The organism is Anaerobacillus alkaliphilus (assembly GCF_004116265.1).
GTDB classification, from domain to species: Bacteria; Bacillota; Bacilli; order Bacillales; family Anaerobacillaceae; genus Anaerobacillus; species Anaerobacillus alkaliphilus.
Genome location: NZ_QOUX01000001.1, coordinates 621,336 through 647,835 on the forward strand (window position 1 = coordinate 621,336; position 26,500 = coordinate 647,835).

A 26,500-nucleotide genomic window follows, 5' to 3' on the forward strand; every position below is an offset into this window, starting at 1 on the left:
TGTGGATGAAATATATAAAATGCAGAAAGTGGATGCTAGAACAATATTAAAAATAGAAGGGTGGTGCTTGGAGTGAAATGGTCCGAAGTTAGAAAGTTATATCCTAATCAATTTGTAAAATTAAAATCATTATCTTCTCATATTAAAGGTGGGCAAGAGATTATAGATGATATGGCTTTGATATCACCTGTACCAGATGATATTGCAACCAAGGAATTATTGAAATCGAAAGGTGATGAATTAGTCTATCATACAATACATGAAAATATTGTCCTTGAAATTCGTCAAGATATTGGGTTAAGGAGATTTGACTACAATGAAAATCAAATATAAATATGGATTACTTTTAGTTGATATTAGTTTGACGTTCAAAGGAAAAAGCATAGTAATTGAATATGGTGGTAGATACAGGGGCAGCTAGAACACTTATTTCACAGAATGTTGTAGAAGAAATTGGTCTAGGAGTAGATTTATAGGATAGAATTGTCACTTATTATGGAATTGGTGGAAAAGAGCACGCTTTTAGGAAACGAGTCGACTTAATTCAAATTGGCGATTTTACAGCAAAAGAAGTGGAGTTAGATTTTAATGATTTTGGATATGACGATATCAATGGTTTACTAGGCTTAGATTTGTTAATGAAAGCCGGCTACATTATTGATTTGTCAAAACTACAAATGAATAAAAACAACTAAGGGACCTTTGATAATTATTTAGATATTGGGTCCTTTTTATGTTAAATTATTTTCAACGGAAGCGATAGCGGAATAGAGCTGTTGCTTCTTCAATTATTTAGGTTAGTTTAGGATTAAAACAGGATATTACCAAAATTCAACTATCTAATTTCTATATATAGACTTCCGAAAGTTACGTCAATGTATCACCTATTGCCTCCGATCAAGGTGGTATGAGTTTTTGGGTGAAGTTTGGGTTTGTATGGAAAAAATTAATTACAATTTGCACCGCAAAATGCATTACAATTTGGAGTCTATTTTATAGTGTAAATTCTAGTTTTGCGATAGTTAACGGAACCCGTTAGGAATCCAAGTTTCTTTTTTTAGCTTGTCCTGATACGCAAAGAAAAAGCGAATTCTTTTTCCTAGGGCGCCTTGAGATTTTCTTGTTGGATTTTAGCATAATAGCACTTGTTTCCTCGAAAATCTCCACGAGACAACTCTCTCATATTATAATAGTTACATTCCTCAAAGGGCGAGGTGCTTGAAGTGAAATCTTATTTAACAATTGAAGAAATCATGAAGCGAAAACATTTTGAAACGGTTGAGGTTGTTGCAGGACAATCGGGGCTCCATCGGTTTGTTAAATGGGTCCATGTTGTTGAAGTTATTCAAATTCGTAAGCTTCTTAATGGACATGAACTAATCTTAACGACTGGACTAGGGTGGAAAGATGATAAAGAAATATTTCTGTCTTTCCTTACGCAGTTAATTGAATGCAATGCTGCAGGATTATGCATTGAGTTAGGAACCCACGCTACATACATACCTGAAGAAGTAATTGAGCTAGCCAACGAGCATCAATTTCCGATCATCATATTTCATCAAGAAGTACCATTTGTCGCAATTACACAAGACATTCACTCCTTATTGATCAACCAACACTATCAAATGATCTCAGATCTAGAAAACTACTCACAACAGTTAAATAAAAAACTATTAGAAATAGAAGATTATGAAGAAATTTTGCATTTCTTTCAAAAATATATTGATCTCCAAGTGATAGCTACGTTTAACGAGAAGGATATGCAATTCGTCCCACCCCTAATAGAACGTGAGCAACAGGAGTATCGAGCGTTGATTGCTAGTGATAGTTCGAATATGAGCCGTCACCCGGTACAAATTTTAGGACAGCAATATGCAGAGTTAATTGTTGTGCCAAAGCAAAGAGAATTAAATGAATTTGATCTATTAATAATTGATCGTACTGTCACTGCACTTGCGCAATTATTATTACGAAATTTGTACGTAGAAGAAAAGAAAACAGTTGAAGAATCGGCGTGGATGACCGATTGGTTAGAGGGAAACCATAGCGAGCAAGCGATCCGTGAACATTTAACGTATATGGACCCGCAACTAAAACTGCAAGGTGGGGTTGTCTGTATTTGCAAAATGAACTCTAGTGCAAAATCTAGTAATATGGATGGTACCTACTTTAAACTATTTTGCCGAAATATTTTGGAGCAACATGGCTTTCATGTGTTTACAACGGAATGGAAGCATGACCTTATTTTTATCCTAGGAAATAAACGTACGAAAAAAGGCTGGCGCGATCGACTTAACGAAGGATTAAAGCGAATTGAAAACGTCGATTTTAATGCGAAATTAAAGCTTTCCTCACTTTCATTTGGCGTAGGAAAGTATGTCAATCGAGTAAATGACATGCACCTTAGCTACAAAACGGCAAAAGAAGCATTGCGACTACAAGATATTTTGAGCGATAAGAATAAAAGTTATTTTTACGAAGATTTGCATCTTTATCGGATCATTTCATTAGTACACAAGCACAGTGATCTAACGGATGTAGTGATGGAGTATTTAGCGCCAGTGATAGAATATGATCAAAAGTATAATGGCCGATTGATGGAAACGTTGAAAATGTATTTGGCGTGCCAAGGTTCTAAACAAGAAACTGCGAAAAAACTGTTTGTCGTTAGGCAAACTCTCTACCATCGCATTGAAAAAATTGAGAAACTTCTAGGAGAAGACTTTATGATTTCGGAAAAAAGGCTAGCGCTTGAATTCATGATTGTTGCCTATGAATATTTGCAGACAACTGAAAAAAATAATACGAGGTATCATATTTATGATCTTTAGAAGGCTTGAGACAACTTTTGTGCGCAAGTCTTCTTTTTTTACATTATAGATTGTTTGAATGCTTGGTGGGACTGTTCATTGTGTGGAACAAAACAGGAAACTTATTTTACATTGTGTCTAGTGAAAGCCCTTGCAAAATAAGCGATAATAAAGTCATATCTATAATAGTTTAAAAATTCAGACAAAACTCAGGAGGTATTCCATGGCTGTTACAAAGAAAAATACAACGATCTTAAAAAACTATATTAATGGACAGTGGATAGAGGCAAATACGGAAGCAACGTTAGAGGTACCCAACCCGGCAACTGGTGAGATCTTAGCGACTGTACCAATATCATCAAAAGAGGACGTGGACTTAGCGGTTCAAGCAGCTAAAGAGGCGTTTGCTACATGGAAAAATACTCCGGTACCAAAACGGGCGCGAATTTTATTTAAATATCATACATTACTCTCAGATAGTCACGCAGAGCTGGCAAAATTAATTGTTGAGGAAAACGGCAAAGCCTACAACGAAGCATTTGGCGAAGTGCAACGGGGAATTGAGTGTGTTGAATTTGCAGCAGGTGCGCCGACGTTAATGATGGGCGAGACGCTCTCTGGCATTGCTGAAGATATTGATTCAGAAATGTTCCGCTATCCTTTAGGAGTTGTTGGAGGAATAACACCATTCAACTTCCCGATGATGGTTCCATTATGGATGTTCCCGCTAGCGATTGCTTGTGGTAATACATTTGTGTTGAAGCCATCTGAGCGCACGCCGTTACTGGCCAACAAGCTTGTTGAGTTGTTTACGCAAGCAGGTGCGCCTCCAGGGGTACTTAATGTTGTTCATGGTGCTCACGATGTTGTGAATGGTTTAATCGAGCATGAGGATGTAAAAGCTATTTCGTTCGTCGGCTCGCAGCTAGTGGCGAAATACGTTTATGAAAAATCAGCCGCACAAGGAAAACGCGTTCAGGCATTATCAGGCGCGAAAAATCATCATATTGTCATGCCAGATGCGGACATGGATAAAGCGGTTCAGCACATTGTAAGTTCTGCGTACGGAAGTGCTGGCCAACGTTGTATGGCGTGTAGTGCTGTTGTCGTCGTTGGTAATAATGAAGATTTTGTGCAGGCGTTAAAGAAAAAAGCAGATGAGTTAATTATCGGGAACGGCTTGGATGATGAAGTGTTACTAACACCGGTCATTCGAGACTCGCACCGCTCTAAGGTGTTGGAATACATTGAAAAAGGAATTGAAGAAGGGGCTTCTCTAATTCGTGATGGTCGAGTGGAAGCAGATCAAATGACGGGTGGAACGTTCTTAGGACCAACGATCTTTGATCACGTCACACCTGAAATGACGATTGCCAAGGATGAAATTTTTGCACCAGTATTAAGTTTGTTACGGGCAGAAGATCTTGATGAAGGGTTAGAGTACATTCGTAAGTCACGTTACGGAAACGGGGCGACGATCTATACAAAGGATGCCAAAGCCGTTCGAAAGTTCCGTGAAGAAGCAGATGCAGGAATGCTAGGAGTCAATGTCGGAGTTCCAGCAACGATGGCGTTCTTCCCATTTTCAGGCTGGAAGGATTCGTTCTACGGAGACCTTCATGTAAACGGGAAAGACGGAGTTAACTTCTTCACTCGTAAGAAAATGATCACTTCGAGGTATGATTTCTAATTCACTTGGGGAAGGGAGGAGTTTCAATGGAAGAGGTAAATCAGCAACAAGATGCCTTAACTTCTGATGAAAAATATCTTTGGCATTCGATGAAGCCTTACAATCCTGTCGCAACTATGGTTGTAAAAACAGCCAAAGGTGCGTGGGTCACGGATATAAATGGGAAAAAGTATTTGGACGCAATGTCAGGGTTATGGTGCGTGAATGTAGGGTATGGGAGAGAGGAGTTAGCTGAAGCAGCTTATCAACAGTTGAAGGAACTGGCTTATTTTCCACTGACGCAAAGTCACTTGCCAGCCATCAAATTAGCTGAGAAACTGAATGAAATGCTTGGCGATGACTATGTTATCTTTTTCTCAAATAGTGGATCGGAAGCGAATGAAACTGCGTTTAAACTAGCGAGGCAATACCACCAGCAAAAAGGAGATACGCACCGGTATAAGTTTATCTCTAGGTACAGGGCGTATCACGGAAACTCGATGGGGTCGTTGGCAGCAACTGGTCAGGCCCAGCGAAAATATAAATATGAACCGCTGGCACCTGGTTTTATTCATGTAGCACCCCCTGATAGCTACCGATCAAATGATAGACCTGATTGTCCACCGGATCAGCTAGAGTCTGTCAAAGACATCGATCGCGTCATGACTTGGGAATTGAGTGAGACGATTGCTGGCGTGATTATGGAACCCATCATTACTGGAGGCGGAGTAATTATGCCGCCAGAAGGTTATATGAAAGCTGTCAAAGAGGTTTGTGAAAAGCATGGCGCTTTGATGATTGTTGATGAGGTCATTTGTGGATTTGGCCGTACAGGTGAGCCTTTTGGTTTTATGAACTATGGGGTGAAGCCAGATATTATAACAATGGCGAAAGGAATTACAAGTGCCTATTTACCACTTTCAGCGACAGCGGTTCGTAGGGAAATCTATGAAGCTTTTCAAGGAACAGAAGAATATGATTATTTCCGACATATCAACACATTTGGCGGGAACCCCGCAGCGTGTGCCTTGGCTCTGAAAAATCTTGAAATAATGGAAGAAGAAAAGTTGTTTGAGCGCTCAAAGGAACTCGGAGCACAGGTACTCAGTGATTTACGTAGTCTCTTATCTGAGCACCCTTTTGTAGGGGATGTACGTGGGAAAGGGTTGCTGATCGGTATCGAGTTGGTTAAAGACAAGGCGACAAAAGAACCGATTGATGTGGCGATTGTAAATAAAGTTATAGGCTTCTGTAAAGAACGAGGGTTAATCATCGGGAAAAACGGGGCAACCGTTGCAGGGTTTAACAACGTGCTTACCCTATCTCCGCCGTTAAATATTGAAATAGAAGATTTGCAGTTTATGACAAGAACAATAATAGATGCATTACAAGATGTAGTGTAGCAGCGGTCGATCGGAAAGTACTTGTAATCGAGGAAAAGGGGTTACAGGTACTTTCTTTTAAGTTAATGGGGGTTGTTTTGAGGGTGGTTCGGGGTTGGTAGCGTGCCCAGGATAGAGTTGAGAAGTAAGAAAGGTGAGGCAAGAAGGTCTTGCGTGCCGAAAATAGAGTTTAGGCTGATGGAAAGGTAACGCAAGGGGTTCTTGCGTGCCCAAAAAAGAGTTGAGGAAGGAAGAAAGGTAACGTAAGGAGTTCTTGCGTGCCCAAAAAAGAGTTGAGGGTGTAAGAAAGGTAACGTAAGGAGTTCTTGCGTGCCCAAAAAAGAGTTGAGGGTGATGGAAAGGTAACGCAAGGGGATCTTGCGTGCCCAAAATAGAGCTGAGGCTGATGGAAAGGTAACGCAAGAGGTTCTTGCGTGCCCAAAATAGAGTTGAGGCTGATGGAAAGGTAACGCAAGGGGTTCTTGCGTGCCCAAAAAAGAGTTGAGGCTGATGGAAAGGTAACGCAAGGAGTTCTTGCGTGCCCAAAAAAGAGTTGAGGGTGATGGAAAGGTAACGCAAGGGGATCTTGCGTGCCCAAAAAAGAGTTGAGGGTGTAAGAAAGGTAACGCAAGAGGTTCTTGCGTGCCCAAAATAGAGTTGAGGGTGATGGAAAGGTAACGCAAGGGGTTCTTGCGTGCCCAAAACCGAGTTTAGGATGATGGAAAGGTAACGCAAGAGGTTCTTGCGTGCCCAAAATAGAGTTGAGGGTGATGGAAAGGTAACGCAAGGGGATCTTGCGTGCCCAAAACCGGGTTTAGGATGATGAAAAGGTAACGTAAGGAGTTCTTGCGTGCCCAAAATAGAGTTGGGGGAGGAAGAAAGGTAACTCAAGAGGTTCTTGCGTGCCCAAAACCGAGTTTAGGATGATGGAAAGGTAACGCAAGGAGTTCTTGCGTGCCGAAAAAAGAGTTGAGGATGATGGAAAGGTAACGCAAGGAGTTCTTGCGTGCCAAAAATCGAGTTGAGGCTGATGGAAAGGTAACGCAAGGGGATCTTGCGTGCCCAAAACCGAGTTGAGGAAGGAAGAAAGGTAACGCAAGAGGTTCTTGCGTGCCGAAAAAAGAGTTGAGGAAGGAAAAAAGGTAACGTAAGGAGTTCTTGCGTGCCCAAAACCGAGTTTAGGATGATGGAAAGGTAACGCAAGGAGTTGTTTCGTGCCGAAAATCGAGTTTAGGATGATGGAAAGGTAACGTAAGGAGTTCTTGCGTGCCCTAAATAGAGTTGAGGATGGAAGAAAGGAAACGTAATAGAGGCTTGTGTTACCAAGAGTGAGGTATTGATTGAAAGAGGGTCTCGAGTGACTGCAAATGCGTCTATGACAATTGATAAAAAAGGTTACATATTTCAACCATCATTCCTTAAAAGGAGGTAATTAAAATGCGTATCGGTATTCCAAAAGAGATAAAAAACAACGAAAACCGTGTTGCGCTAACACCAGTTGGCGTAAAATTTTTTGTTCAATCAGACCATGAGGTGTTTGTAGAAACTGGTGCAGGACTAGGCTCAGGATTTTTTGATGAATTGTATATGGAAGCGGGGGCAATTATTGTAGAAACCGCTGAAGCTGCTTGGGGCTGTGAAATGGTGATGAAGGTAAAAGAACCACAGCCTTCAGAGTATCAGTATTTTCATGAAGGATTGATTTTGTTTACGTATTTGCATTTGGCAGCGGAGCCAGAGCTCACAGAAGCTTTGGTCAGTAGAAAAGTTGTAGCTCTAGCATATGAAACTATTCAATTAAGCGACAATTCATTACCACTACTTACACCAATGAGTGAGGTAGCTGGAAGAATGGCCACGCAGATCGGGGCTCAATACTTAGAGAAATCACGAGGTGGAAAAGGGATCCTTCTTGGTGGAGTCCCTGGGGTTAAGCGAGGCCGAGTAACGATTATCGGTGGCGGAGTTGTAGGAACGAATGCTGCAAAAATTGCTGTTGGTTTAGGAGCTGACGTTTCAATTTTTGACGTGAATCCACATCGTTTAAGAGAATTGGATGACATTTTCGGAAATTCCATTCAAACCTTAATGTCAAACTCGTATACGATTGCGCAAGCATGTACTGAGTCAGATTTAGTAATTGGTGCAGTCTTAATTCCAGGAGCAAAAGCACCGAAACTTGTAACCGAGGAAACAGTTCGCCTTATGGAAGAAGGGTCAGTCATTGTTGATGTGGCGATTGATCAAGGAGGTATCTTTGAAACAGTTGATCATGTCACGACCCATGCCAATCCTACCTATGTTGCACATGGTGTTGTTCATTACGCTGTTGGAAATATGCCGGGTGCAGTTCCGAGAACTTCAACGATAGCTTTGACGAATGTTACAGTACCGTATGCTCTAAAAATTGCCAATGTAGGTTACAAACAAGCATGTGCAAATGATCAATCCTTACTTAAAGGCTTAAATGTTGTTGGAGGAATCGTTACTTGCCAAGGTGTTGCCCTAGCTCATAATCTACCATATAAAAATGCAATTGATATATTGGGAGCAATGGGGGTATAACAAAAATAAACCTTCCGTTACCTATCGCACAAAAGTAAAATATAGAGAAATTTGCCTATCAAATTGTTAGTTAATTTGGTAGGCATTCTTTATTAATATATGGTATTCTACCTTAATTATTGTACTTTACTGTATACGCAATTAATGGTTCAAATCTACACACAGTTTAATCATTATATTTTTCCAGTTTTAATTTTGAATAACAAACTATAATCCTTAATAAAAAACTCACAAGGACATTGGTATTTTATGTTAAATTAATATAGAGAAAACTAATGGTTTTGTGAAGGAATGTACTTAACCGAACGAGCAGGTTAATAATAAAAGAAAATTCAGTTTCTTCCTGTAAAATGTTGTAATTACCTATGATGATACTTTAAAAGAGGTGGTTAATATGAAGAAATCATATTATTGTATTATTTCTATACTTATTTTGATGTTCGCGGGGTGTTCAAGCAAAGAAGATATTATTGACAAGGCTCAGGAGGAATTACCTTACGAAGTGTTAGTTCCTAAATATCTTCCAAATGGTCTAGGTTTATCATCTATGTCTTCCCTCTCTTTAGAAGATGAGTTTCTAGAGTTAAGATATGAAAGTGAAGATATTCAAACATACTTTAGGTTTAGTCAACAACCTAATCGAAGATCAAATCCAAATCCCGAAAACATAATAAAAAATGTTGAGAAAGGTATAGATCCATATGGCACGACTCCTGATACTGAATTGTTAGTAATAGGAGATTTTGTAGGACAGTTTAGAAGAAATGGTGATACTATTTCTTATGAGTTTTTTATGAATATACCTAACCTAGAGATTGAAGAGTACACACGGTATGAATTTTATTCTGTTGGGCTCAGTGAAGAGGATATTCATAAAGTAATTTCATCTTTGAAATAGTATTAGTTTACTAAACTAATGAATGCTTTAGCGACACAGAACTGTCGCTACCTAAATTATAGAACAGGTTTGTAAAAGATTGGAGGAGTTTATTTGAAAGAAGGTAATAATAGAAATTTATATTTTAATATGGTTTTAGGTGCTATTGGTATAATTCTTGTTTTTATTGGTACTTTTGAGTTTCTTAAAGTAGTTGAAATCCTTAAAGGTTTTTTTCTGATTATGGTTGGTATGTTTATATTAATTCGATATATCTATCAGTTAGAGGAAAAGGTTGGAATTAGTAGAAAGACTATTTGGATTAAAGCAGTTATATTAATAGGTATCGTTTTTGGATTTTTTTATTTTTACTAAGGTTTTATACAACGAACGGAAGCATGAGTTTAAAACAAGCAGTTACCACAGCTATGGTGCTAACGAAGCAGAATACTTAAAGAAGTAAAATAGCAAAGGGGGGATTAAATGTATAAAGTAAATTTGAAAAAGTATCTAAACAGATTTCTTATATTATTAATTGGAGTTTTTATTATTTACAGTATTTATATCCATTTAGAGTACAGACACTATATTAATCAGAGTATAGATAGAAATTACGACAGTTTATGGAGCATATCAGTTAAAGGTAGTAATTTAGCAAATAGGCTTGAGGAATTTGTTCATTTGCCTATTGAAAAAGAAGAAATTAGTGAAGTGAAAAGCGAGTTGTACAATAATTGGAGAATTGTTAACGGAGAAAGTAGAAGCATCCATTCCGATTTATTTGCTATGTCACCCATACATATGGGAGACGCATCATCTGATTGGGGTTTACTACAATATAGCTTATTTCGTGTTGATATATTTATATCTGGTATGACTAATAAGTTTCTTGAAAATCATTCGTATGCTATGAGTAGTGAAGAAAAAGAGAAAATGGAAGCCGTTATTACAGTTTTTAGAACAATTAGTGAAGAAAAAGAAAATGAATTAGGTGACATAGAAGACATCTTACAGTCTATAAAGGAACCAATGCTAATTATTGACGACAATTATTCAAATATACTTGTACGAACAGGTAGGAAATAAAAAAGATTGGCTTATAAAGCTAAAGAGCAGGTCTGTGAATTTTTTTTATATCTGGGAGGGAAAACGTTTTGCGGTTGTTACTACTGGGAATTTCAATTTCTTTATTTGGCATTGCATTCATATTAGCAACAGGAACTAAATATGGATTATGGATTTCAGCTCTTGGGCTAATTTTTCGTTGATAGGTTGGAAATATGGAAAGTATAGAGAAATTAAGTAAATTAGAAAATAATGTTGAAAAAGGGATTAGCAATTTATTAGCTCAGCATGCAGGTTATCACGACCTTGAAGAGATAATCAGTACACCCCAGAGCTTGTATGAAACACATGAATTATCAGAAGTAGAAAAAAGATACAATTGATGGAATTATTGAAGCTTTAGAAAGGCAATTACGCGGTGATATTTAATCGCTACTAGGTTTTAATTGTGCTCGTTAGGAGTAGAGTGAAAAATGTAATTCTGTGATAAGATAGTGAGTCCTCTCGTTTCAGGTAACGAGAGGATTTTTGTCGAAAGGATTTCCAGGATAATTAATATCGTTCTACTTTATATCTGTTAATGAGTTGCGTTAAGAAGTATGCAAGGACACCGATCACAATATCACCTAGAAAAAGATACAATTGATTCATTCCGCCTCTTAATTCTAGAAAACCCATCTTTATTTCTATACTGCCAAAGCCGAATGCAAAGACAGCAGATAAGAGTAATAAAAAAAGAAAGAAATTCTTTTGATGATTAGTGCAGTATTGGTACAGTAATAAAAAACTTACTGGAAGTACGGAGGCAGTCATATTTAAACTAGCAGGAAGTACTGGAGTTGAAAAATAGTTATAGGAAAAATAACCGAGATTTGTTAGGGCAAGTGCCGCATACGTCCAAAGCATATGCACCACAAATCCAAAAAATAAAACTTCAAAAATTCTTTTTCTATCTACAGCAAAGACAAGGATGACTAAAGGAATAATTAAAAAAGAGGTAACGACCCAAAATTGCCATGTACCCATATGGGAATATTGACTCCAATAGGAACTAATTATCGTACTTAATTCCTCTTGCTTCTCGAATGTTTGATTTATTAATTGATTTTGAGCCACAATGCTTCAACTCCTGTAAAAGTTTTATCACTAAAGTTTTTGGTAATATTGACCTAAATATTCATCATCGAGCTGGTTCGTTAATTTTATTTCTGTGTTTAAGTAAATTTTATATATAATCCCTATGTTTTCCAATGGTGCAGGGCTTTATAACGTAATGTAGAAGGTGTCTAGATGTAGTTTCGTTGACGGGGAACTTTTGGATAGCTACATACAATTAAACGATTCCGTTTATTAAAAACCAGCCCGCTTAACGGCTATTTTTAGTATATTTCGACTATATTCATGGAATATTTTCTTACAATTGTCTAATTTAGGTGAAATTTCTACTGATTTTTGGTACTATTTAGATAATTAAAGTAGACAGCTATGAAAATTAGTAGATTTGTCTTAGGTAAATCTACAAAACTAGGAGGCAAGAATTTTGAGTATTAGGAAGAAGTTAATTTTGGTATGTTTTCTATTAGTGTTAGGCCCGATGTTAACGCTCGGGTATTTTAGTTTTTCAATTGCAGAAGATGGACTAAATCGTCTGACAGAAGATTCGCTTCAAAATGATGTTCATTTGACTATACGAATGATGGAACAAGTGAACAAACGTGTGGAGAAAAAAGATTTGACGATCGCTCAAGGAATTGAGGAAATTAACTTACAAATCCTCGGTGAAAAAAATGCGGACGGAACTAGACCATTACCTACAGATCTAAAAATAGGTGAAAGTGGCTATCTCTTTATTTTAGATAAAGAAGCAAATCTATTGGGCCACCCTTCATTAGAAGGGAGCAATTTATGGGATGTGGCAGATCCTAATGGGAAGCTAGTCGGGAAGGGATTAGTTGAAGCGGCGCTATCAGGGGATGGTTTCTTTCTATATGATTGGGCGTTACCTAACCAACCAAATTCAATAAAACCCAAAATAACGTATACAGCTTACTACCCAGATTGGGACGTAATCATAGCTTCAGGGTCATACATAGAGGAATTTAATAGGAAATCCGAGATGCTTACTTCGACAATCGTAACGGCATTACTTGCGCTAGGAGTAACGTCAATTATTATTGTTGTGTTCGCGCAATACCTAACAAAACCGATCCAGACTGTCTCTAGTCAATTGAAGAAGATTGCAGAGGGAGATTTAACAGTTGAGCCACTTGTTAAAAACAAAGATGAAATTGGTGTACTTGCCTTATCTAGTAAACAAATGGTTCATTCCTTACGAACAATCATGGAGCAATTAGGAAGAACAAGTTCGCAATTAGCCAATTCCGCAGAAGACCTTACAGCAAGTACTGGCCAATCTTCACTTGCCACACAACAAGTTGCATCAAGCATTGAGGAAGTAGTCAAAGGTTCAGAGTCTCAGTTAGAAGAAATTAGCAACGGTTATCAAGTACTACAAGAAGTTAATCAAATTATCATGGAAATTTTACACAGTGTTGAAAATACGACAGCACTAGCACAAGAAACTCTTCACTTAGCATCTGACGGTTCAAAGGAAATCACCAAATCCACAAAACAAATGGAAGTGATTGAGGGAAAAATAGGAAACCTAGAACAACTTGTCAATCACTTAGGTGAGCGGTCTGCTAATATTTCTAAAGTAGCAAATCTCATTACAGCAATCGCTGACCAGACAAATCTATTAGCGTTAAATGCTGCTATTGAAGCAGCTAGAGCTGGTGAACATGGAAAAGGGTTTGCAGTTGTCGCTGATGAGGTCCGTAAATTAGCTGAACAATCGGCAAAGTCTGCAAAAGAAATCGAAAATTCAATTAAGATTATTGAAGGCGATATTCATGAGGTTATGGATTCGATGAGAGAAGGAATACAAGAGGTTTCAACAGGTAGGGAGTTAGTTGACTCAGTAGGAACAAAATTCTCCCTCATTCAAACATCGGTAACGAATGTTGCAACGAAAACAGAGGCTGTTTACAGTGCGACAAAACAAATGACGGACAGCAATGCGTTATCAGAAGCGATCCGGAACACAAAAGAATTAGCTGAACTAAATGCTGCATCTACTCAAGAGGTAAGCGCTGCAACTGAAGAGCAAGTGGCGATTGGTGAAGAAATACAAGCTTCAGCAGAATCACTAGCAAAAATGGCTGCAGATTTAAAGAGTATCACAGATAAATTTAAAGTATAGGAGAAAAGGAGTATGAGTGACTCATACTCCTTTTTCCTTTTTGCTGGGAATTTATGATACTATAAATTTGTACTCTGGAAACTTTTGGTTAAGTATCTATGAAAGAAAAATTTATCTCATTGAGGGAGGGCGATCATGGGCCGTTATAAACTAGAAGTCTTATTAATCTTTGTTCCATTAATCTATGGGTACATCGCTAGCAGAAATTTAATCTTTATTCATCCCTTTGCGTTTCAATTGATCTTTGGGGTTTTCTGGTTGTGGGTAGGAATGAAATTCGGTAGGCTAGCTATCAGCAAATTCAAGAGTATTTTGTTAGGCAATAGCATATGGCTGTTATCATTTCTTATTTTCATCTGGCAGTTTGTTATTTTGGATGATCTTAGTAGAAATATAGCTTTCACTAGTTTCTCGCAATATTACATGCTCCCTTTTATTTGGAGTGGGAGTAAATTGGTATTAATTTTCTCTGATACAATACATAGTTCAACGGTAATGATCCTAAGTTATATATGTATGTTACTTACTTTTATTGTAGGCTTTTTGATTGGTTGTCGAAAGGGGTAAGGAAATTTGGAGGGAGTGATGAAACATCGTACAAAAGTAGGGGAGTTTTGTTTTGGGTGGGATTTCTGTTATTTATCCTTGGTCATTTCGTTTAATGAAGGCTTTGGGGTCATATAAGATGCACCGGAAATATTCGAAATGTTATCTATCCCAGCGATTGTATTCGGTATTATCTTGATAATTATCTCGAATTTTCAAAAGGGGTAATTGATTTGAATAAATAGGGGGACTGGGATTGAGCCAAAAGAGGAATATTTTTTAATACGATGCTAAATATAAGAAAAAAAGATGGAGAATTATTACAATGATAAAATTAAAATTTTTAAGTATCCTATTATTGGTTTTTATTCTAAGTCCTAGTATTACAACTGCTGAGGAAACAAATCTATTAACTAGTTCAATGACCTATAAAGGTGAAAATCAAAATTGGTCTGTGGAACACAAGATATACCTCGTTGGAACTGAAGTAGAATATGAAACGAAAATTAGGTACAAAGGGAATGACAATGAACTAAAAAATATTATTCCTCTGCGGTATACAATAGGTGATAAGGACGGGGTAATTAGTGGAAATTTCTCACTAAAGGATGGGAATGTTTATCATAGTGAGAGAGTCGAATGCGGCGGTTGTAGGTATAAGGAAAATCTTAAAGAGACGACCTTCATTATTGGTGAATGGCTGGATTATGAAGAAAGGTTGATTTTATCAAGAGAATGAACCAAAACCCAATTGAAATTTTTGGGCAGAATGGTCAGTCCTAAAAGGAGTTGCGTTTAGCAGCTCCTTTTGATCATTCACCAACCGTTTTTCTTATACTCTATTAAGTGTATTTTATTATTATTTTTAAGTCTGAACGTCACTATATCGTAGCCTAAATCCCTTTTCGTATCATGAGCAACAATATAAAACTGCACGATAAACCCCGAATTATGATCCCAATTACGTGTTAATTTAATATGTTTGTTTGCATCAACTTTAAATCCATAATTCTCATTCAAGCTGTATTGCTGACTGATTGTAGTTAAAATGGGTTCCGAGAATAACTCCCATAAAAATTCAGGGAAATGTTCATTAAATAGCTCCGTATGTTGTTCTAGAAAAACAATTTCTTGAGCCAACCTTGTTTTAGTTCGTTCGCTACTCCATACATACCATCCAAAAATGATTACGACAACCAAACTAACTATTAATATTCTCCACTTCATTTTCATCCTCCTTTTGAGGCTTGTTCATAATTGTATATGTTGTATTCAATTTGAAAAGTACTAATCGGAAAAATATGTATTTGGATAAAATCACATGGTATATTAGTGGTATTAGTTAGAAGGGGAGCGCAAATTCCAGTATAGTTTAGGAGGTATTTATGGAAATTCTAAAAATAAGTGAGATATCCCAAGTGAAAGTTTCTGATTTTTTCAAAGAGCATTGGGGAAGTACTGAGATGGTGATTTCATCAGGTATATACGATTGTTCTAAGTTAAATGGGTTTGTTATTTTAAATAAAGAGACCGAAATAATTGGTTTAATTACATACATCATATCTAATGATGAGTGTGAAATCATTTCATTAGATAGTATTGTAGAAAAGCAAGGAATAGGGAGTTCCCTATTACAGGCGGTAGAGAGTATTGCATTAGAGAATAGATGTAAAAAAGTTAAACTTATTACTACGAATGACAACTTGTTGGCAATGAAATTCTATCAAAAACGAGGCTATTGCATAGCAAATGTCTATAAGAACGCTGTTGAGAAAGCAAGAAAGTTAAAGCCAGAGATCCCTTTGGTTGGTTATGATGGTATCCCGATTAGAGACGAGATAGAACTTGAAAAGACAGTGAGAAACGAGGAGAAATAGTGTCGCAAAATTCAATTGTTTTAGTAGTAAGTGTAACAATCTTTAATAATGATAAGGTCTTGATTATTAAAGAGAATAAACCTAAAGCCGTTGGCAAATGGAATTTTCCGAGTGGGCGGATTGAATATGGTGAGGACATTCTTTATTCAGCTCGGAGGGAAGTGAAGGAAGAAACAGGGTTGGACGTAAAACTGACTGGAACGACTGGTGTATACAATTTTATCAGTGGTACAAATGATCAGGTTATTATGTTTCATTTCACAGGAGAGGTTACTGGAGGTTCCGTAAACCTCGAGGAAGATGAAATTACAGGTTACAAATGGATAAGATTAAAAGACCTTCTTACGTATGAAGATGAAGACTTACGAGAACACGGTGCGATAAGACAAATAATTGATAACTTATTAGATGGGAATAGTCACTCAATAAAAATGTATAACGAGCAATTACCTACCAAATGGGAATTATCAGAGTGAAATATAAGTAGTGTGAGTTGCATTAACAGGTTCGTTTTTAATGGAGAAAACATCGAAGAAGAAGCTAACAGGAATTCCTTGGGATCCTGTTTTTATTCTTTAAATGATAAACCTTCTTCTTCTAATGAAGTTCTCATAATTGGTAAGGAAGCTGGCCCAATACCATGGATCTTTAAAATTTCTTTTTCGGTGTACTTTGATAGTAATTGCAAAGTATCAATTCCTTCGTGAACCAGTGCATTTCTAGCAGGTGAACTCAGTTTCGAAAGGAATCCGCTTACAGGTTTGGTTTCTTTATCACAGGTAGGGCAACTTGGACATTCACTACTTTTGTAATACTTATGTCCTTTTTCACATACCTTTAAACTTTTTTCAGTTTTCAAAATAACGCCTCCTAATAAATTGTAATAGTTATAAAATAAAAGCTCTGTATGTTTCTGATGTACAATTCGATTTCTGTACTTCACGAAGGCGCTACTGCTTTTGTTTCACTATATCTCTCTTGGTGTACTTATTTCATTATTTGCTCTCAAGAAACTCAAGAACAGGATTAATAAGATTACTACCTCCGGATCTATTTATTTCTACAAGTGATACGTTCGAAATTTCTTTAGCGTTAACAGATAATACGATGGTTCTAGGGGTGAAATCATCTGTACAAGCACCTTTTGATTTTTCTTTTAAATGAATAGTCATTTTTGTTTTTTCTTCGTTTAGATCAACAAATTGAAACTCCATTGGACATGTCCCAGATTCGCCAGTTCCAAGAAAGATCACCACGTGATTTTTCCAATCAATTTGTGCTGGATTATCACTTAATCCGAAAAATTCCCACTGTTTATTGAAATCACTTTGAGTTGTAACTTTGCTAACGATAAAACCTTGTTCTGCTATCTCGAAGAAGTCATTTGGGAATGATTTTTCAGTCGTTAGTAGTTCACTTGGTACTATTAGACCTTGATCAACATTGGAGTTAAAACACCCAACCAAGCCGTTACCAAGTAAGATTAACAATACAACGGACAGAAGTGATTTACTTTTCATTTAATAGCCTCCCATTTTATAACAAATAGCTCAACCGTACCATTTTATTAGACGGGAAAAGATGAGGAAAGGTTACTTCTTACTGAACAAACCTACTTCTTTAGTTGGCGTTTTAAAAAAAATACAATGTCCTTGTATATATTTTAACATAAAATTCCACCAAACCTTAAGATACTCATTTGAATACTTCCGTAATTTAGTTTAAATTTATTGAGGTTCTTTGCAAATTGGTACGTAGAATGTAACTTCGGTTGCAATAGTTACTAATTTATTTTTACCTATTAATTGGAAAATGATGTTAAACTAAAAATAGGGTAGTAAACATCTAAAGACAATGTAGGAGATTAGTAAATGAAGAAAATGATGTTGTTTGACACGTGGAACTTAGAAAGACTAGGTTCATTGTTTTCGTATATGGGTGAACAAGGCTGGCATCTTACAGAAGTTAAGGGAGGGCAAGCCATATTTGAAAAAGGGAATGTGACGAAGACCAGGTATCGTATTGATACGTTTCCTATCAATGATCTTAAAGGACAAAACAAGCTTGATGCAAACGAACAGTTAGGCTGGCAATATATTGACTCCATCGGTTCCATTCATATTTTTCGAGAAAAAGAATATGTGGAAGCAAAAGAGATCTATACTGACGGCTCGGAACATGCCCGATCATTAAAGATCATACAAAGAAGCCATTTATTAAAAACATTAGGAGCCACTTTTCTTTTAGCTTTATCAAGTTGGTTGTATCTAAATATCTTAAAAAATAATTTTACTGTTGTACTGCTTTATGATTCCGTAATTGTAACACTAATTTCGATATTCGTTCTTGGCTACTTCTTGTTGAAAATGTATATAGGGGTATTTTACCTTGCGAATTTGAGAAAAAAATTAGAAGACGGATATCAGACTCGTATAGGCAGAATAACAAAAATGAAGCTATATCAAATGAAAGTAAGGAAGGCACTATTATTTTTGCTAGCTGCTGCAATGACAATTATGGGCTTACTTGAGCTATCTAACTCCAATCCTTATATTATGTTCCAGGATGATGAGCTGAAGATTGTAATGTTAGGTGAAATCCTAGAAGGTGAAAATTATGAGAATGTTAGAAATGGTAAATGGCGTGAACTATCTTTTAGGGAAGATGGAAGCTTTTTCGTTCCTAATCAAATTTCAGTACGTCAAAGTGTTGAAATTGGTAAGGATCCAGTATACAATCCTACGATTTGGGCAAAGCGTTACGAGGTGGGTTTTGAGAGCATTGCAAAACTATTGGTATTGATAATGGTGCAAGAAAAGCAGCATCTAGGAACATTCGAACGTAAGACTAATCCCTCCATTGATGAGTTATGGACCATCGAGGAGGAAAATTTCACATCATTTATCGCTAGGGTAGGAAAAAATGTGTTTATTGTAGACTACTGGGGGATTGAGACGGTCGATACTTTGATTCAGTATTCGATAAAAAATTAATTGTTTAAACAGGCACAGATAATTATCCATGTATTTTTAAAAGGCTGTTTTCGCAAAGTTTGTTGCTTTCGTAAAAATCCCAAAAGCCGGATTTTTACACAAATTACTAAGAATTCACCACTAATTTAGTAAGTAAAGCTCTTTTCTTACATAATTTATTGGCTGATATCTTCATCTAGGGTATTTTTTCGATAATTTTAGGATAGAAAAGCCACAATGTATACGAAAAGAGCCTTATAAAAAGAGGGTAAAGGAGATCAGAGTCGATCACGATTTTATTCATCTATATAATATCCATAAGAAAAGATTTAAACAAAGCAAGCATCCTAACTAAAACGGGTTACTATGTGTAAATTGGAGGATCGAGGAGATGAATCGTATGAAGTTTAGATACTTATTTTCAATCGTATTTGTAGCTTTTTTAATTACATCTTTTATACTACCAAACAAATCCCTAGCAACGTCTTGGGCGTATCCCTTTGTTGTTTGGGATGGCTATATTTACGTAGTAACTGATGAGTATGTAACGGAAATAGATAGGAAGATTGGTAAAGTCACTAAGTATTCAGATATGGAACGGCTCTCAGGGAATTTTTCCAATGCTTACAAAAAAGGGACTAAATATTATTCTATCAAAGGTGTAAGTACAGATGAAGCAATAGCAATACAAGAGAAAAATGGTATGTATAAAAAAGCGATTAGGGAAGCTAAAGACACATATAAAGGAGATGACCGAGGTTTACCTGTTCAAGTCTTTCTAGTGCTATTTCTAATTACATTTATTGGTATTTTTTTCATTAAAAAGAAAGTGTAAAAGTAGTAGTCATATTTTAAGCAAGCGATTGAGATACAGAGTTCTACTTAAAAGCAGTGTGATTTACTGAAACTACCATCAGAGGTATTCGATTTTTATCTCACCTGCTTAGTGTTTAGAAAATAGTCTGTGTTAATTATAATTGCTCTTCTTATCGTTTACCCTGACTTCCAGTTGCCCTTAATTCCAAAGAGAATTAGGGCTTTTTTATTTTATTGTAACAGTTAAAAGGAAAAAAATGTTAATATAGAGATGGTGAACAAATCGTCTTGGCAATAAAATGTGCTAAGTGCGTGAAAAATCTTTTATCTACGAGGAATTGAGAGTGAAGTTATGCGAAGCAAATTAATGAAAGTAGCCTTGATAGTTTCCATAATTACAAATCTAGGATTACTGTTTATGTACAATCAGAAAGAAAGTGTAGCAGAGCATCGATTAAATAACTTATATGCTTCATTCGAGTTTGGATTGGGTACTTATTATGCTAATCTTACAAATGCAAAAGAAGGTAGAGGAAAAGAACATTTATTACTAATGTACGCTGATTTACATAGTACATCGGTGTCTAATTTACCATTAATGGCTGCGTTAGGATTGCCGCATGAGGAGGTAAAGGACATCTTAGATTTTTATAAGAGTAGAACTAAGGAATGGTTACTAACCGACATTGTTCTTTCTGATGAAGAATATAACACTATGATCAGTGATCTAGCGCTCATACGAAATACTTTAACGCGTTATGAAGGAGAATGGTTTAAAGAACGTCCTTTAACAGACTGGACTACGGAAGAATACCATAACAACATTCATGAACTAGTTAAGAAATTAAATCTTTATGGAAAATAGTAGGTTTGTTATACCTGCTAAAAATTGTTAAAGGATATATTTCGCAGAGTAGAATTTTAAAAATAGGATTTAAATTTATACGGTGAAAAATGAGGAGATCGGAAAATCAATGAGTAAGAAAAGTAAGCTACCAGAAGACCCAACTTGGATTTTTTGTATAAGTATTGTTGCAATATTAATTGGATTTAGGGGTGTAGAACGCTTATATAATGTTCAAGGATTGATTGATATTTTAATAGGCGTAGCTTTGGTGATAACAGGATTTTTAGGTGGAATATTAGGATTTAGACACTACAGGCTTTTTAGACAAGAAAGACAGAGCAGAGAGTGCGATTAAGTTAGGAAAAGCGTTGTGCCATATGTGAGCACCAATTAGAATTTAATGGAGGTTAGTGATGAGGATAGCAAGAAATTTTTTCAGTGTAATGGTATTTGTTTTTTTACTGTCATTCTTGTATTCGTTCTATATGAACCAAGAAATTAAGTATATACAGATTGTGAATTTATTTGCATCAGCTTGGGTCGCTTTTTTCCTTCATCAAAAGGTTAAGATTAGAGCATCTAAGGTAGTTGATGTGTAAGTAATAGAGGTATAAGAAGCTATTATTAATGAATAAATAAAAATGGTTGGTATTTACAAATGAAAAATTTTTTAATTTTGATCAAAAATTACACAATGTGCCATTTACTCCTGTTAGTATGTTTGGGCGTAACCAAAGGAGGATACTCTTGAAAATTAATAAACCATTAATTCTATTCGTACTACTTATTGCATCACTTGTCGTAAACTATATTCTTTATATTGATAACAGTGGATTTAAAGGAGGACATGGTGCGGAGTATCAGTTAGCGGTAAGACAAGCAATCTATACTGTAAATGAAGGTGAATTTAGCTATGTTATTGATGGATTAACGGACGGTAACGATCTTCCTTTCGAAATGTGGAAACGAGACATAGCCTTTTTAAATACAAAGTTACATAAAACAGGAAACATAAACTTCAAGATTTTAGGAGACTATCTTAATCACATTCCGAGACAACTCGAAGTATTAGCCGAAAGTAACGTTTATCCTGATAATGAGATAGAGAATATAAAAAGTCAAGTTGTATTTTTTCACGAAATACTTAGTAAGGTCGATGCTGATCTAGGTGAAGACCAAATGAAATGGTTTCGAGAAGTCTCTAGCGACAATTCAAAGACTTCATAGTATGTGAAAGAGCAACTAAACACAATCATTAAGTATTAAGAAATCATCTTATGTAGAGGCAGGTTTCCATACGCAGGGAATTAAGACATACAATAAATATACCACAGCCCATGTAACGACTGGACTGTGGTATATGACAAAAATATAGAATTGAAAGAACACCTTGTAACCTAATTGTATTTAATATTTACTATCCCTTGCTCACGATCCCACTGCACTGTCCAATTAAAGGCATCTTGGAAGAACGTGAGGTCAAGATGAAATTCTTCTTTTCCGGGGATTTGATTATTGACAACATGCAAATACTTGATAAATATATCTTTTCCATCAACCGTAGTAGTATATAGATTAGGAACTAGCTCCCGCTTGCTATAGTCAAAGACAATAGAGTTATTAGGAACTGTAGCAATGATTTGCCCAATCCCTAGGTGATATTGCACGCCTCCGCCTAAATATTGAAAAATAGGGTCTGCGTGTATGGTAGGAGTTCCATGGTAATTAGTAACCTTGATATCATCTCTAACAACAGTCCCATTGACGATGAGTTTTTGAGATGGATATTCTTTAACTGAAGATATGTCAACTATACGTTCTTTTCCGTCCCATGTTACTGTTTTTTCTAATGACTCACTAATAAATCGAATTGGTACATATGTTGTGCTGTCAATAATTGTAGCAGGTACATCAAGAATAATAAGCTTGCCATTTACATAGGCTTCTGTTTTATCTATTGTTAGTTCAACAGTGGTATCCTCGGTTTTCGCAGTTACAGTTCTTGTTGCTCCATTCCAAGATACATTAGCATCGAATGCTTCAAATAGAGCCCTCATCGGTACTAAAGTTCTTCCAGAGACAATTTTAGGAATTCTATTAAAAGTTTGTTCTTTTCCATCTATCATGACACGAATATTTTTATTGTGAGGAAGGAAACCGATCATATGGTCTTGTCTCGTGTAAATGATAAAATCCTTTGCAGCTGCTAAAGCATATCTCGAGTGGTGAGCAGACCTATGCCACGTAAATGTTTGTGTACCATTTTGGGTAGATAATCCGTACAATCCTTTGTTACTAGCTAAATAAACAGTATCATTCACAACCAAGGGTGCACCTAAGATGTCTAGTGGTGTTCTCCAAACGATATTTCCGTTGGATGGGTGAATTGCTATTACCGTTTTATTTGCTATGTTTAAAAATAGAAAATTTTTACCAATAGCGCTGGCCTCTGTAATATTTCCAGGAAGTCTAGTTCGCCAAACAACATTTCCAGTTCTAGCATTTAAAGCGTAATAGTCTTGGTTAAAGCCTACATAAACCATGCCATTCTTGTAAATTGGCTGTGTGACTTTGCCTGTAGTCCAAAAACTTCTAGTCCATACGGTAGTGTAAGTTTTTCCATTGTCTACATAAGCAAACACATCGCTATCAGAGGCCCCGTATAACCGTCCTTCGCCAATCGCAACTGGGTGGCTGGATTTTGGTTCAAAATTGCCCCATTTGCGTGCCCCTGTTCTTCTGTCAATGGCAGTATAATTCCCTATACCTGTACTTACATAAATTGTATCTCTAAAAACTGTAGAAGGAACTGTTCCAGTAACTAGAGGAACTGACCATAAGACCTTTGGGTGAGTGTTTAAATCTTGAATAGCCATGTAATGAGTAGCGTTACCAACATAGATAATACCATCTCTTGCTAACGGGGGAAGCTGTTTAGATCCTCCAAGGGTGTACTCCCATTTTACTTTTCCTGAAGTTAATTCAATGGCTTGCAATTTTAGTGGATTAGTTGAAGTGACATAAATCGTATGTCCATCGATCACAGGAAATTGATTTGAAGACTCACGATTTGTCCACTTTGGTACTAATGGCGGTAAAATATGTTCATGTGAAAACCTAGTTTGTGTTTCATTGCCATTTGCCTGGTGCCAATTTATTGTGTAGCCTACGTTAATCGACGAAAAGAAAAATATAGTCATAAATAACGTGTAATATCTTAATTTTATAATAGATTTCAAAATTCTTTTCACTCCTTTTATACCTATCATTATTAGGAAAGGGAGTAAGTAAAGCAATCGGAAATATCTGGTGTTTGATAGCTAATAGAAAGATTGATATAGAGAAGCGTATGTAATGTTATCAAACTTAAATAAGTTGACCATGCTATTTTTTATCTTTTTGAATTTGGTAGATTATGTTAAAATGCACTTATCCATGTGAATAAGAGTATTACTACAAAAAAGGCAGAACTATGAAAGATAGAATTAGGGTGACACTTAATTCAACTTGCAATTGCCTGTAAAGGTCAGTTGATAATAAGAGAAATGCAGTTGCCTAATGGATCTAATTTAACTATAAGGGAGTTTCTCAATGAAAATTTCTACACTACTATATCTTATCATTTTTTTGTTATCAATAGGCTTCTATAACCAGGCTTTGGAGCCTGTAATTGGAGATAGATCTCTAAAAATTTTTAGTTTTATTGTAATCCTTTACATATTAGATTTTGTAAAAAAGAAGTTAGAGATACGTTTTGAATTTCTTACGAAACGACTGGATAAACAGCTTTCAGTATGGATTGTAATTGGAGTCATCTTCACATTTATTATTATTTATATGTTTCAATGAGTTATAGATCTTTAGTGCACTGTAAAGAATGTATGGTAGCAGCTACCACTTTAGATTGGAGTTTTTACAATGAATATGTTTCCAGAGTTACCAGCATTACTGATCTTAGATGTTCAGAAGGGTTTCGATGACCCGTATTGGGGAAAGCGAAATAATCCTCAAGCTGAGGAGAATATGTCACGCTTGCTCTCGGAGTGGAGACGGAGAGGTGGAACCGTTATTTATTCTAAACATTTGTCAGTTCAGCCGAAGTCACCACTTCACCATACGAATAAAATAGGTACAGAATTCAAAGACATTATTTCCCCAGCTTTAGGTGAAATGGTGTTCACAAAGAATGTGAATAGTGCGTTTATAGGAACTGAACTAGGAACGTATTTGCAGCAACAAAAGGTAAAGTCTGTTGTAATAACTGGTCTATCAACACAGCATTGTGTTTCAACGACGACCAGAATGAGCGGAAATCTTGGTTATCACACATACTTAGTCTCAGATGCGATTGCTGCATTTGAAGTTACTGATCATAATGGAAACGTGCATTCAGCAGATGCGATACAGGAGCATGAATTAGCCATGTTACATAACGAGTTTGCGACAATCGTAACAACGGATGAAATAATCAATCAATTTCGTTAAGCTTTTCAGCTATATGTAGCCTAGATTACAACAGAAATTTAGGCTTTTTTAGTGTTTTTTATCCTCACAAAGTTATTTCTTTTTGGTATAGAAATATAGTTTTAGAAGTTACTTAGTCATTCTTTACGATTAAAAAAATGATTTTACTAGTTTTATATTCAAGGGCTGATTTATGGAAGGTGACAAATTGATAAATTATTTAGGAACACCCACATTAAAAACAGAAAGGTTAACCCTTAGAAGATTAGTGCTTAATGACGCTCGGAGTATTTTTGACAACTGGCTTTCAGATGAGAGAGTAAGCGACAATCGGATTAGCCCAGCACATAAGGTCGTCTCAGAGACGAAAGAAAGGGTAGCTAATATTGTAAATCAATATAGTCGTAGGGACTATTGTTATTGGGGTATTGAGATCAGTGAAACCGGTGAACTGATTGGCGAAATCGATTTATATAATTTTGACAATAAAACGGAAAATTGTGAAGTAAGTTATTCGCTAGGATACCATTGGTGGAATTTAGGTTATGGAACAGAAGCGTTAAAAACGGTTGTAGAATTTGGATTTTCGCAGATGAATATACATAAAATATCCGCAGCACATAACACTGATAATCCTGCATCAGGTAAAATTATGAGTAAAGTAGGAATGGTGCAAGAAGGTACTATTAGACATATGATTCGTAATGCTAAAAACCAATACAAGGATTGTGCTGTTTATGGGCTTCTCCAAGAAGACTATCTAAAAAAGAAAATTGAATAATTTGTGCCAGAAATAAGTGAGGTGTTTAGTTTTGTTTACTGTTCGAACATATGTAAGCAAGAATGAAGAATGGTATTCAGAAGGAGTTTCTGTAGAAGTAATTCAAAGAGACTTTCTTAGATTTGAAGATCGAAGAAACAAAGAAGAAATAGGTAAATTAATAAAATCAAAACGCTTATATGGGTTCGTGAAAATTCACTTTGGGGACGAAGAGATTTTGGGTGCTAAGGAATACGGTACAATTACTGATATGTGGTCAGTATTTATACAGTTAATTAGAACGTATGTCAGCGATGGAAAAGCTAGTGAGGAATTTCCTGATTACATGTTGGAAATAAGTTTAAGTGATTATGATAAAGATCATGTAATACTGGAGTTACCTGCTATCAATAAAAGACACATCCTACCTAAAAAGGAATTTATAACCGCATGGACACAAGGTTCTTTCTCGTTTTACGAGGCACTTGTAACCTACGACCATGAAAATATTTATTTTCCTGATGAAGAAACAAAAATGTTCTGTTTGAGAAATGTACGAAGTTTATTAGAGGAATAATTTCCATAGGA

The 26,500-nt window shown here is 36.2% G+C and carries 29 protein-coding genes; 24 read left to right on the forward strand and 5 right to left on the reverse strand.

The window, feature by feature from the left end:
• Nucleotides 1-72: 72 nt before the first annotated feature.
• The 9 genes from DS745_RS03410 to DS745_RS24485 all read left to right on the forward strand — a co-directional run bounded on the left by DS745_RS03410 (nucleotide 73) and on the right by DS745_RS24485 (nucleotide 10,751).
• A complete protein-coding gene (locus tag DS745_RS03410; protein ID WP_129076790.1) occupies nucleotides 73-333 on the forward strand; it encodes a hypothetical protein in 261 nt (86 codons plus the stop codon).
• Between the two features lie 920 nt (nucleotides 334-1,253).
• The gene (locus DS745_RS03420) at nucleotides 1,254-2,831 is read left to right on the forward strand and encodes a PucR family transcriptional regulator (RefSeq protein ID WP_129077034.1); all 1,578 of its coding nucleotides are present in this window, start codon (nucleotides 1,254-1,256) and stop codon (nucleotides 2,829-2,831) included.
• A 202-nt stretch (nucleotides 2,832-3,033) separates the two neighbouring features.
• Nucleotides 3,034-4,500, forward strand: coding sequence for a CoA-acylating methylmalonate-semialdehyde dehydrogenase (locus DS745_RS03425; RefSeq protein ID WP_129076791.1), 1,467 nt, complete (start codon nucleotides 3,034-3,036; stop codon nucleotides 4,498-4,500).
• Nucleotides 4,501-4,526: 26 nt separating this feature from the next.
• Entirely contained in the window at nucleotides 4,527-5,882 is a 1,356-nt protein-coding gene (locus DS745_RS03430; RefSeq protein ID WP_129076792.1) for an aspartate aminotransferase family protein, read from the forward strand.
• 1,416 nt (nucleotides 5,883-7,298) lie between these two features.
• Nucleotides 7,299-8,426 (forward strand): alanine dehydrogenase, encoded by a 1,128-nt coding sequence (gene ald / locus DS745_RS03435; protein ID WP_129076793.1) that lies wholly within the window; start codon nucleotides 7,299-7,301, stop codon nucleotides 8,424-8,426.
• A gap of 394 nt (nucleotides 8,427-8,820) precedes the next feature.
• Nucleotides 8,821-9,324: a hypothetical protein gene (locus tag DS745_RS03440; RefSeq protein WP_129076794.1), complete on the forward strand. Its 504-nt coding sequence runs from the start codon at nucleotides 8,821-8,823 to the stop codon at nucleotides 9,322-9,324.
• Between the two features lie 93 nt (nucleotides 9,325-9,417).
• A complete protein-coding gene (locus DS745_RS03445) occupies nucleotides 9,418-9,678 on the forward strand; it encodes a hypothetical protein (RefSeq protein ID WP_129076795.1) in 261 nt (86 codons plus the stop codon).
• Between the two features lie 108 nt (nucleotides 9,679-9,786).
• Complete coding sequence (locus DS745_RS03450; RefSeq protein WP_129076796.1) at nucleotides 9,787-10,389, forward strand: hypothetical protein; 603 nt, start codon at nucleotides 9,787-9,789, stop codon at nucleotides 10,387-10,389.
• A 194-nt stretch (nucleotides 10,390-10,583) separates the two neighbouring features.
• On the forward strand, nucleotides 10,584-10,751 hold the full coding sequence (locus DS745_RS24485) for a hypothetical protein (protein ID WP_161568161.1): 168 nt from the start codon (nucleotides 10,584-10,586) through the stop codon (nucleotides 10,749-10,751).
• A 169-nt stretch (nucleotides 10,752-10,920) separates the two neighbouring features.
• On the opposite strand, the gene DS745_RS03455 is transcribed toward DS745_RS24485, so the two are convergent.
• Nucleotides 10,921-11,484, reverse strand: coding sequence for a CBO0543 family protein (locus DS745_RS03455; protein WP_129076797.1), 564 nt, complete (start codon nucleotides 11,482-11,484; stop codon nucleotides 10,921-10,923).
• Nucleotides 11,485-11,908: 424 nt separating this feature from the next.
• Between DS745_RS03455 and DS745_RS03460 the strand changes: the two genes are divergently transcribed.
• From DS745_RS03460 to DS745_RS03470, 3 genes are all read left to right on the forward strand, one after another.
• A complete protein-coding gene (locus DS745_RS03460) occupies nucleotides 11,909-13,630 on the forward strand; it encodes a methyl-accepting chemotaxis protein (RefSeq protein ID WP_129076798.1) in 1,722 nt (573 codons plus the stop codon).
• A gap of 135 nt (nucleotides 13,631-13,765) precedes the next feature.
• A complete protein-coding gene (locus DS745_RS03465) occupies nucleotides 13,766-14,197 on the forward strand; it encodes a hypothetical protein (RefSeq protein WP_129076799.1) in 432 nt (143 codons plus the stop codon).
• 304 nt (nucleotides 14,198-14,501) lie between these two features.
• Complete coding sequence (locus DS745_RS03470) at nucleotides 14,502-14,915, forward strand: hypothetical protein (protein ID WP_129076800.1); 414 nt, start codon at nucleotides 14,502-14,504, stop codon at nucleotides 14,913-14,915.
• Nucleotides 14,916-14,992: 77 nt separating this feature from the next.
• On the opposite strand, the gene DS745_RS03475 is transcribed toward DS745_RS03470, so the two are convergent.
• On the reverse strand, nucleotides 14,993-15,403 hold the full coding sequence (locus DS745_RS03475; RefSeq protein WP_129076801.1) for a DUF3888 domain-containing protein: 411 nt from the start codon (nucleotides 15,401-15,403) through the stop codon (nucleotides 14,993-14,995).
• Nucleotides 15,404-15,561: 158 nt separating this feature from the next.
• Between DS745_RS03475 and DS745_RS03480 the strand changes: the two genes are divergently transcribed.
• Together DS745_RS03480 and DS745_RS03485 are read left to right on the forward strand one after the other, a co-directional pair.
• Entirely contained in the window at nucleotides 15,562-16,053 is a 492-nt protein-coding gene (locus DS745_RS03480; protein WP_129076802.1) for a GNAT family N-acetyltransferase, read from the forward strand.
• Nucleotides 16,053-16,529: an NUDIX hydrolase gene (locus tag DS745_RS03485; protein ID WP_129076803.1), complete on the forward strand. Its 477-nt coding sequence runs from the start codon at nucleotides 16,053-16,055 to the stop codon at nucleotides 16,527-16,529. Before DS745_RS03480 ends, DS745_RS03485 begins: the two co-directional genes overlap by 1 nt.
• Before the next feature lie 92 nt (nucleotides 16,530-16,621).
• Here the strand turns inward: DS745_RS03485 and DS745_RS03490 are convergent, their stop codons facing one another.
• Nucleotides 16,622-16,912 carry an RNA polymerase alpha subunit C-terminal domain-containing protein gene (locus DS745_RS03490; protein ID WP_129076804.1) on the reverse strand — a complete coding sequence of 97 codons (291 nt, stop codon included), beginning with the start codon at nucleotides 16,910-16,912 and terminating at the stop codon, nucleotides 16,622-16,624.
• Nucleotides 16,913-17,048: 136 nt separating this feature from the next.
• Nucleotides 17,049-17,573, reverse strand: a complete 525-nt coding sequence (locus tag DS745_RS03495) for a hypothetical protein (protein WP_129076805.1) — start codon at nucleotides 17,571-17,573, stop codon at nucleotides 17,049-17,051.
• Nucleotides 17,574-17,924: 351 nt separating this feature from the next.
• On the opposite strand from DS745_RS03495, the gene DS745_RS03500 reads away from it, so the two are divergent.
• From DS745_RS03500 to DS745_RS03525, 6 genes are all read left to right on the forward strand, one after another.
• On the forward strand, nucleotides 17,925-19,046 hold the full coding sequence (locus tag DS745_RS03500) for a DUF2812 domain-containing protein (RefSeq protein WP_129076806.1): 1,122 nt from the start codon (nucleotides 17,925-17,927) through the stop codon (nucleotides 19,044-19,046).
• 370 nt (nucleotides 19,047-19,416) lie between these two features.
• Nucleotides 19,417-19,860, forward strand: a complete 444-nt coding sequence (locus DS745_RS03505; protein WP_129076807.1) for a hypothetical protein — start codon at nucleotides 19,417-19,419, stop codon at nucleotides 19,858-19,860.
• A 333-nt stretch (nucleotides 19,861-20,193) separates the two neighbouring features.
• Nucleotides 20,194-20,706 (forward strand): hypothetical protein, encoded by a 513-nt coding sequence (locus DS745_RS03510; protein WP_129076808.1) that lies wholly within the window; start codon nucleotides 20,194-20,196, stop codon nucleotides 20,704-20,706.
• A 109-nt stretch (nucleotides 20,707-20,815) separates the two neighbouring features.
• Nucleotides 20,816-21,043 (forward strand): hypothetical protein, encoded by a 228-nt coding sequence (locus DS745_RS03515; RefSeq protein ID WP_129076809.1) that lies wholly within the window; start codon nucleotides 20,816-20,818, stop codon nucleotides 21,041-21,043.
• Nucleotides 21,044-21,101: 58 nt separating this feature from the next.
• The gene (locus DS745_RS03520; RefSeq protein WP_129076810.1) at nucleotides 21,102-21,287 is read left to right on the forward strand and encodes a hypothetical protein; all 186 of its coding nucleotides are present in this window, start codon (nucleotides 21,102-21,104) and stop codon (nucleotides 21,285-21,287) included.
• A gap of 148 nt (nucleotides 21,288-21,435) precedes the next feature.
• Nucleotides 21,436-21,915: a hypothetical protein gene (locus DS745_RS03525; protein ID WP_129076811.1), complete on the forward strand. Its 480-nt coding sequence runs from the start codon at nucleotides 21,436-21,438 to the stop codon at nucleotides 21,913-21,915.
• A gap of 170 nt (nucleotides 21,916-22,085) precedes the next feature.
• On the opposite strand, the gene DS745_RS03530 is transcribed toward DS745_RS03525, so the two are convergent.
• Nucleotides 22,086-23,927, reverse strand: coding sequence for a stalk domain-containing protein (locus DS745_RS03530; RefSeq protein WP_161568164.1), 1,842 nt, complete (start codon nucleotides 23,925-23,927; stop codon nucleotides 22,086-22,088).
• A gap of 352 nt (nucleotides 23,928-24,279) precedes the next feature.
• On the opposite strand from DS745_RS03530, the gene DS745_RS25005 reads away from it, so the two are divergent.
• The 4 genes from DS745_RS25005 (at nucleotide 24,280) to DS745_RS03550 (ending at nucleotide 26,489) form a co-directional block, all read left to right on the forward strand.
• A complete protein-coding gene (locus DS745_RS25005) occupies nucleotides 24,280-24,537 on the forward strand; it encodes a hypothetical protein (RefSeq protein ID WP_129076813.1) in 258 nt (85 codons plus the stop codon).
• A 75-nt stretch (nucleotides 24,538-24,612) separates the two neighbouring features.
• A complete protein-coding gene (locus DS745_RS03540; protein ID WP_129077036.1) occupies nucleotides 24,613-25,173 on the forward strand; it encodes an isochorismatase family protein in 561 nt (186 codons plus the stop codon).
• A gap of 187 nt (nucleotides 25,174-25,360) precedes the next feature.
• Nucleotides 25,361-25,933, forward strand: coding sequence for a GNAT family N-acetyltransferase (locus DS745_RS03545; protein WP_129076814.1), 573 nt, complete (start codon nucleotides 25,361-25,363; stop codon nucleotides 25,931-25,933).
• Nucleotides 25,934-25,964: 31 nt separating this feature from the next.
• Nucleotides 25,965-26,489, forward strand: a complete 525-nt coding sequence (locus DS745_RS03550; RefSeq protein ID WP_129076815.1) for a hypothetical protein — start codon at nucleotides 25,965-25,967, stop codon at nucleotides 26,487-26,489.
• The last annotated feature ends 11 nt before the right edge of the window (nucleotides 26,490-26,500 follow it).

What these genes read in the sequence shown, in the direction of transcription:
- DS745_RS03420 (WP_129077034.1), top strand. Translation starts at nt 1,254, where the DNA reads ATGAAGCGAAAACATTTTGAAACGGTTGAGGTTGTTGCAGGACAATCG.
- DS745_RS03425 (WP_129076791.1), top strand. Translation starts at nt 3,034, where the DNA reads ATGGCTGTTACAAAGAAAAATACAACGATCTTAAAAAACTATATTAAT.
- DS745_RS03430 (WP_129076792.1), top strand. Translation starts at nt 4,527, where the DNA reads ATGGAAGAGGTAAATCAGCAACAAGATGCCTTAACTTCTGATGAAAAA.
- ald (WP_129076793.1), top strand. Translation starts at nt 7,299, where the DNA reads ATGCGTATCGGTATTCCAAAAGAGATAAAAAACAACGAAAACCGTGTT.
- DS745_RS03440 (WP_129076794.1), top strand. Translation starts at nt 8,821, where the DNA reads ATGAAGAAATCATATTATTGTATTATTTCTATACTTATTTTGATGTTC.
- DS745_RS03450 (WP_129076796.1), top strand. Translation starts at nt 9,787, where the DNA reads ATGTATAAAGTAAATTTGAAAAAGTATCTAAACAGATTTCTTATATTA.
- DS745_RS24485 (WP_161568161.1), top strand. Translation starts at nt 10,584, where the DNA reads ATGGAAAGTATAGAGAAATTAAGTAAATTAGAAAATAATGTTGAAAAA.
- DS745_RS03465 (WP_129076799.1), top strand. Translation starts at nt 13,766, where the DNA reads ATGGGCCGTTATAAACTAGAAGTCTTATTAATCTTTGTTCCATTAATC.
- DS745_RS03470 (WP_129076800.1), top strand. Translation starts at nt 14,502, where the DNA reads ATGATAAAATTAAAATTTTTAAGTATCCTATTATTGGTTTTTATTCTA.
- DS745_RS03475 (WP_129076801.1), bottom strand. Translation starts at nt 15,403, where the DNA reads ATGAAGTGGAGAATATTAATAGTTAGTTTGGTTGTCGTAATCATTTTT.
- DS745_RS03480 (WP_129076802.1), top strand. Translation starts at nt 15,562, where the DNA reads ATGGAAATTCTAAAAATAAGTGAGATATCCCAAGTGAAAGTTTCTGAT.
- DS745_RS03495 (WP_129076805.1), bottom strand. Translation starts at nt 17,573, where the DNA reads ATGAAAAGTAAATCACTTCTGTCCGTTGTATTGTTAATCTTACTTGGT.
- DS745_RS03500 (WP_129076806.1), top strand. Translation starts at nt 17,925, where the DNA reads ATGAAGAAAATGATGTTGTTTGACACGTGGAACTTAGAAAGACTAGGT.
- DS745_RS03505 (WP_129076807.1), top strand. Translation starts at nt 19,417, where the DNA reads ATGAATCGTATGAAGTTTAGATACTTATTTTCAATCGTATTTGTAGCT.
- DS745_RS03510 (WP_129076808.1), top strand. Translation starts at nt 20,194, where the DNA reads ATGCGAAGCAAATTAATGAAAGTAGCCTTGATAGTTTCCATAATTACA.
- DS745_RS03515 (WP_129076809.1), top strand. Translation starts at nt 20,816, where the DNA reads ATGAGTAAGAAAAGTAAGCTACCAGAAGACCCAACTTGGATTTTTTGT.
- DS745_RS03520 (WP_129076810.1), top strand. Translation starts at nt 21,102, where the DNA reads ATGAGGATAGCAAGAAATTTTTTCAGTGTAATGGTATTTGTTTTTTTA.
- DS745_RS25005 (WP_129076813.1), top strand. Translation starts at nt 24,280, where the DNA reads ATGAAAATTTCTACACTACTATATCTTATCATTTTTTTGTTATCAATA.
- DS745_RS03540 (WP_129077036.1), top strand. Translation starts at nt 24,613, where the DNA reads ATGTTTCCAGAGTTACCAGCATTACTGATCTTAGATGTTCAGAAGGGT.